At 40.9% G+C, this 6,524-nt stretch carries 6 protein-coding genes; 1 reads left to right on the top strand and 5 read right to left on the bottom strand.

Annotation, left to right across the window (positions count from 1 at the left end; genetic code table 11):
* Positions 1 to 72: 72 nt before the first annotated feature.
* Positions 73 to 456: a hypothetical protein gene (locus Q4519_RS19790; RefSeq protein ID WP_303515353.1), complete on the bottom strand. Its 384-nt coding sequence runs from the start codon at positions 454 to 456 to the stop codon at positions 73 to 75.
* 384 nt (positions 457 to 840) lie between these two features.
* Between Q4519_RS19790 and Q4519_RS19785 the strand changes: the two genes are divergently transcribed.
* On the top strand, positions 841 to 1,422 hold the full coding sequence (locus tag Q4519_RS19785) for a recombinase family protein (RefSeq protein WP_303515350.1): 582 nt from the start codon (positions 841 to 843) through the stop codon (positions 1,420 to 1,422).
* Positions 1,423 to 1,551: 129 nt separating this feature from the next.
* Here Q4519_RS19785 and Q4519_RS19780 read toward each other — a convergent pair whose 3' ends face one another.
* The 4 genes from Q4519_RS19780 to pheS all read right to left on the bottom strand — a co-directional run bounded on the left by Q4519_RS19780 (position 1,552) and on the right by pheS (position 6,347).
* A complete protein-coding gene (locus Q4519_RS19780; protein WP_303515347.1) occupies positions 1,552 to 2,451 on the bottom strand; it encodes a hypothetical protein in 900 nt (299 codons plus the stop codon).
* A 208-nt stretch (positions 2,452 to 2,659) separates the two neighbouring features.
* On the bottom strand, positions 2,660 to 2,959 hold the full coding sequence (gene ihfA / locus Q4519_RS19775; protein ID WP_232803594.1) for an integration host factor subunit alpha: 300 nt from the start codon (positions 2,957 to 2,959) through the stop codon (positions 2,660 to 2,662).
* A gap of 3 nt (positions 2,960 to 2,962) precedes the next feature.
* A complete protein-coding gene (gene pheT, locus Q4519_RS19770; protein WP_303515344.1) occupies positions 2,963 to 5,350 on the bottom strand; it encodes a phenylalanine--tRNA ligase subunit beta in 2,388 nt (795 codons plus the stop codon).
* A 16-nt stretch (positions 5,351 to 5,366) separates the two neighbouring features.
* The gene (gene pheS / locus Q4519_RS19765) at positions 5,367 to 6,347 is read right to left on the bottom strand and encodes a phenylalanine--tRNA ligase subunit alpha (protein ID WP_232803596.1); all 981 of its coding nucleotides are present in this window, start codon (positions 6,345 to 6,347) and stop codon (positions 5,367 to 5,369) included.
* Between the last annotated feature and the right edge of the window lie 177 nt (positions 6,348 to 6,524).

Raw genomic sequence — 6,524 nt, 5'->3', positions numbered from 1 at the left:
TTGACATATTGATACCTGCTTAGTTACGGTGATCTTATCACCTCTAATCAGGTGGCCAAAATAGTTGTACCACTACAGAGAGGCAACTGTAATTGCATGACCAGTGAAATTCTGATTGAAGGCTGGTGAGCTAATCTCATCGCGCCAACCGCTTAAGCTGCCGTTGGCTTGGCCTGCAAGTGCATATATCTCTTCTTGCACTAATGGTGTTAACCTTTGAACTGTTTCTTGAGTCCATAGATTATCTAAGCAATAGTTATGAAAATCTGTTACTTCAGTAAAGCTATAGGGAGGTGCATAAACTCCTTTGGCGAAATCATTTACTATTTCAGCTGATTTAAATGATGTAAGTTTAACACCTAGCTCTTTATAAAAGTCACGTTTCACTTCTTCCTGAGGTCTTTCACACCCAAGCAACGATACAGCAACAAAACCAAAAACGATACATCGCTTCATCTTTCACCAACATAAATTATTCACAAAAACGATAATATCAACATTAGGTATTGCCATCAAACTTTATTCCATATCGCCTTACCCCTGAAGAATGCTTAACAAAGCGCCATCATGAAGCATGATGATCAGCGTGTACTGAAAGCGCCATACAAAAAACAATAAGAGCATAAATTCAATAGGTTAAAAATATACACCTCAGAAAACCCTAAAATAACTCCCTAGTAAGTGGGTGGTATATGGCACACTTAATGATGTCATTTAACGATGGTTTTATGACACCAATCAATATCTTTAGTATGTGGTGTCATAAAAATAGGGAAATTACTTTATGAGTGGTATCATAAAATAAAAACCGTTAAGTGACACCACAAGAAGGAGTTAATTATGGCTAGAGAATTTGCATACTGCAGAGTATCAACAAGTGAACAGACAACTGATAATCAGATCCTCGCCTTAAAAGCCCAAGGGTATCTAATACAAGAATCAAGAGTGATAAGTGAGACAATCAGTGGTGGCGTTCCAGCCAAAGAAAGGCCAGAGTTTCAAACACTTCTAAACTACAAGTTAGAGTCTGGTGATTCTTTAATCGTCCTCAAGCTAGATAGGTTAGGACGTGACACGATAGACGTATTACAGACAGTGGATGCTTTAACGGCCAAAGGAGTAAAAGTTCGAGCTCTTGATTTAGGAGATACTGACTTAACTAGTCCAGCGGGTAAGCTACACCTGACAATCCTATCAGCCGTAGCTGAAATGGAGAAAGGTCGTCTTAAAGAAAGAACAAAAGAAGGTTTAGAGCGAGCGAAGGCTCAGGGTAAAAAGCTAGGTAGACCAGAAGCAATTGACACAAAAAACAGAGTCTTAGAATGTCGTTACGACCATGAAATGAGCCAAAGTAAAACGGCTAAACACCTAAACATCAGCCTTTCAACGGTCAAGCGGCATTGGAATGCCAACAATAAATGAGTGATTACACTCGCTATTTCATACCGCTGCTATAGCTTAAATATTTTCTATTTTAACGAGGATATTTAAGCATACCTCATAAAGTTGACTAGCGAGGGGCGTAACACAATCATGTAAATCTATATGTGATTAGCCTACGCCATCAAGAGTTTCATTCATGGTCAATATCCATTCGTTAAGCAGCTCATCTTGAAGCGTAAATACATCGACTGGAGTATCAAAATTCAAGGCCATTTCTGACAGCTCGATAGCTGAATCAGTATAACCGATATTTGTAACGATAATTACGCCAAAAACATCACTCATATTTTTCATTGCTATTGATTCTTGCACTGTTTTCTCACTTACGGGCTCGTCCAGATATTTACACAGAACAATAAAATCAACCCCATTACGTTCAACATGAATATCTGCTTTATGTTGATTATCATGTAAAATAGCGGCCTTCCAGCCACACTGACGGAATGTAAGGGCGATTGTTGTTATATAATCATCAATGCTATCGCTAGTGGAAAATTCGAAGTTCATCATTAGATCATCAAACAACATCAGATCAAAAATGACTTCATTTAGCTGTTCATTAACAAATTCGCCTTGAAAGAAGTAATCATCAATATTGTTAGTATTTTTGAGTTCTTCTAATAGGACTTTAGGAGTATGTTCTCTTAGAAAGCTTAAAATCACCTCATTCCGTTTAGTTGCAAAATTTGCGACCTCTTTTACCCATTTATCTTTTATTTCATCACCATAAGAATCAACATAGACAAGCTTTTTTCTTTGTTTCAATAGCTTAGAATAATAATCATTAGAAACAAGATAATGCTTAATAAGTGCAGTTCTAACTCCTGCACCAATCATACTAATTTCAATGTCATATGGATTTTTTGGTTGTGGTTCATACAATCCATTATCTAAATGAAAATACCCTGTAAACCAAACCTCTTGAGCATATTGTCTAACTATTTCATTCCTAAGAGAGACAGCTTTTTGATGTGGTGACATAATCAAGCGCTTCAGGACTTGCAACATAACTCACCTTGCATATTAATAAGTAAAAACAACACTCTATAACTAATTAATCAAGATTAAATGGACATAAAGCTCAAAATCAAGACATAAAAAAACCCACATCACTAAAACATGGGTTTTTTCTATAGCTAAACATGCACACAATCATCTAGACTAGTGCTATACACTTAGCAAATAACCAAGCATTACAGCCCGAAGGCGGTTTTGTTTATTTATTCTCTGACTGACTATCTTCAACTCGAGATTTTAACTTTTGACCAGGTCTGAAAGTTACCACACGACGTGCCGATATAGGAATATCTTCACCCGTTTTTGGATTTCTCCCTGGTCGTTCATTTTTGTCGCGAAGGTCAAAATTACCAAAACCGGATATCTTAACTTGTTCGCCCGATTCAAGTGACTTACGGATTTCTTCAAAGAATGATTCTACCATCTCTTTTGAACCGCGTTTACTTAGACCTACGTCAGTAAAAAGACGTTCTGCAATCTCGGCTTTTGTTAGCGCCATAGATTAATCCCTCAAGGAAGCGTTAAACTCTGATTTAACCGCAACAACGATTGACTCAACCGCGTCGGCTATCTCTTTTTCTTCCAGAGTACGCGCAGTATCTTGAAGTACCAAATTAATGGCTAGGCTCTTAAAGCCCTCCTCGATACCCTTACCCTGGTATACATCGAATAAGTTTACGCCAACTAACTGATTTCCGCCAATTTTTTGGATAAATTTTATAATTTTACCCGATTCGACTGTTTCTTCTACCACTAAAGCGATATCTCGGCTGTTCGCAGGATACTTAGAAACAGGCTTAGCCGCAGGTAGTTGACGATTAACAACTTTATCTAACTCTAGTTCAAAAACTATCGTTCTACCATTAAGACCTAATTTTTTCTCAAATTGCGGGTGAATGGCACCAATATAACCAACCAAAACACCACTACGATAGATCGCTGCAGCTTGTCCTGGGTGGAGAGCACTGTGCTCAGTAGGCTCAAAACTGAAACTATTTCGGTCAACTGTCAGCTCAAGTACAGCCTCTAAGTCACCTTTTAGGTCAAAAAAGTCAGCCGGACGTGAAGGCAAGTCCCAGTGCTCCTCATGGGCTTTCCCCGTGATCACACCTGCCAGCATTGGCTGTTGCAGCACACCATTTTCAGCTGTTTCGTCTTTAATGAAGCGCAAGCCTGATTCGAATAAACGAACACGATTTTGTTGGCGACTTTGGTTATATGCCACCGCATCTAATAAGCCTGTCCATAAGCTCACTCGCATCGCCGACATTTCTGTCGAAATAGGATTAGGTAATACTAATGGATCAGATTCAGGAAACAGCAACGCTTGGCGACTAGGGTCAACAAAACTATAAGTAATCGCTTCTTGGTAGTCTAAACCCACTAAGGTATCACGTAAGCGGGCTAATGGCAGCTTGGCTTCATGATGTGTCGCCATTGACAAATCACCGATTGGCGCCTTATTCGGAATACTGTTGTAACCAAATACTCGCGCGACTTCTTCTATTAAGTCTTCTTCAATGGCCATATCAAAGCGATATGTGGGTGTCGACACTGACCAATCCGCACCTTGAACTTCTACACTAAAACCTAAGCGAGCAAGAATTTCTGTAACAGTTTGATCGTTAATGTGAATACCGATGATCTTGTCTAATTTGGCACGGCGCAGTGTAATTTGAGTTGGTTTAGGTAAATGTGCTTCACTCACGGCTTCCACTACTGGGCCGACTTGACCACCACAAATGTCAACAATTAGCGCTGTCGCTCGTGACATAGCTTGAGCCTGTAACTCAGGATCAACCCCACGCTCATAGCGGTGCGATGCATCGGTATGCAAACCATAATGACGAGCACGCCCAGTAATGGCTAAGGGGGCAAAGAATGCACTCTCTAAGAAAATATCAGTCGTCTCGTTGGTTACACCTGAGTCGAGGCCACCAAATATACCAGCCATTGCCAAGGCTTTACTGTTGTTAGCAATGACTAAAGTTTCGTTGTTAAGCTTAACTTCATTGCCATCAAGTAGCGTCAGTGGCTCATCTTCGTTTGCTAAACGTACTTTAACGCTGCCTTCAATCTTAGCCAGATCAAATGCATGCATCGGATGACCAAATTCTAGTAGCACAAAGTTCGTAATATCAACCACTGGATCGATACTGCGCACGCCACAACGACGTAGCTTTTCAACCATCCACAATGGCGTTTCTGCTGCGAGGTTAATACCTTTAATGACACGTCCTAGGTAACGCGGACAAGCTTCAGGATTGACCAGTTCAACATCGCGACTATCTTCAATGGTGACGGGAGCTTCTTGCCAACTCGGCACTGTCACATCTAGGTTATTTAACACCCCGACTTCACGAGCAAGACCTTTAATGCCTAAACAGTCAGCTCGGTTAGGTGTTAGATCAACATCAATTGTGACATCTTCTAAGGCTAGGTACTCACGCACACAAGTGCCAATCGGCGCATCACTTGGCAGCTCAAGAATACCGTCCGACGACTCAGCCATGCCTAGCTCAGAAAGTGAGCAAAGCATTCCCATTGACGGTTGGCCACGCAACTTCGCTTTTTTAATTTTAAAGTCGCCCGGTAATACCGCGCCGACTTTTGCCACTGCCACTTTAAGGCCCTGGCGACAATTTGCAGCACCACAAACAATGTCGATAAGTTCTGCTTCACCCACATCGATCTTGGTCACTTGTAATTTATCTGCTTCTGGGTGTTTACCACATTCAACCACATGGCCAACGACCACATTAGTAAACGATTTGGCCACTGGCTCAACACCGTCTACTTCTAGACCAGCCATGGTAATTTGCTCAGATAGCGCGTCAGTATCGATGGCTGGGTTTACCCATTCTCTTAACCAGGATTCACTGAATTTCATGATTTTCCCTTTTCCGTTACTTAAACTGTTTCAAAAAACGTAGGTCGTTTTCAAAGAATGAACGTAAATCGTTCACGCCATAACGCAACATGGTTAGTCGCTCAACCCCAATACCAAAAGCAAAGCCAGAGTAAACTTCTGGATCGATGCCAACAGATTTAAGTACATTCGGATGTACCATGCCGCAGCCTAGAATTTCTAACCAACCATTTTTACCTAATACGTCAACTTCAGCAGACGGTTCGGTGAATGGGAAATAAGAAGGACGGAAACGCACTTGTAAGTCTTCTTCAAAAAAGTTACGCAAAAAGTCATGCAAAATGCCTTTCAATTCAGCAAAGCTTGCATTCTCTGTGACTAATAAACCTTCTACTTGATGAAACATTGGCGTGTGAGTTTGGTCGTAATCATTACGATATACGCGCCCTGGTGAAATAATTCTGATAGGCGGTTTTTCAACTTCCATGGTACGGATTTGTACACCAGAAGTTTGCGTGCGCAGTACCAACTTCGGATTGAAGTAAAATGTATCATGATCTGCACGAGCAGGATGGTGCGCAGGAATGTTTAGCGCATCAAAATTATGGTAGTCATCTTCAACTTCTGGGCCTGTTTTAACTTCAAAGCCAAGCTCACCAAAAAACTCACAAATGCGATCGATGGTGCGTGTTACCGGGTGAATGTTACCAGGTAAATTCGCACGGCCAGGTAAGCTAACATCAATTTTTTCAGCAGCGAGTTTTTCATTTAATGCTGCCAACTCAATGCTAGTTTTACGTTGACTAAGGGCTTGTTGAATAGCTTGTTTTGCCTGATTAATGGCTTGGCCTGCTGCAGGTTTTTGGTCGTTAGGTAATGCGCCAAGCAATTTCATTTGCTCAGTCATTATGCCCTTTTTACCCAAATATTCTACGCGGATCTGATCTAGTTCTGCCGCATCAGTTACGGTTTCAATCGCTTTTATCGCGGTTGCTATCAGTTCATCAAGGTGTTGCATTTGTCCCTCGTCACCCTAAGCTGCTTATGGATTATAAAGGGGGAAATACTACTGAAAACTGCTTGATATAGCTAGTAATGATCGACTTTCTTACGGGGAAAGGACATAGATTAAGTGTACTTGCTATCAGAATGTCAGCCTTTTAACCTTAGGGTCAACAAGATTTAACATTTCCGC

Source organism: Motilimonas sp. 1_MG-2023 (genome assembly GCF_030547455.1).
GTDB lineage: Bacteria > Pseudomonadota > Gammaproteobacteria > Enterobacterales > CBDFNC01 > Motilimonas.
Note: the sequence above shows the minus strand (reverse complement) of the source record. Positions and strands in the feature narration are given on the sequence as shown.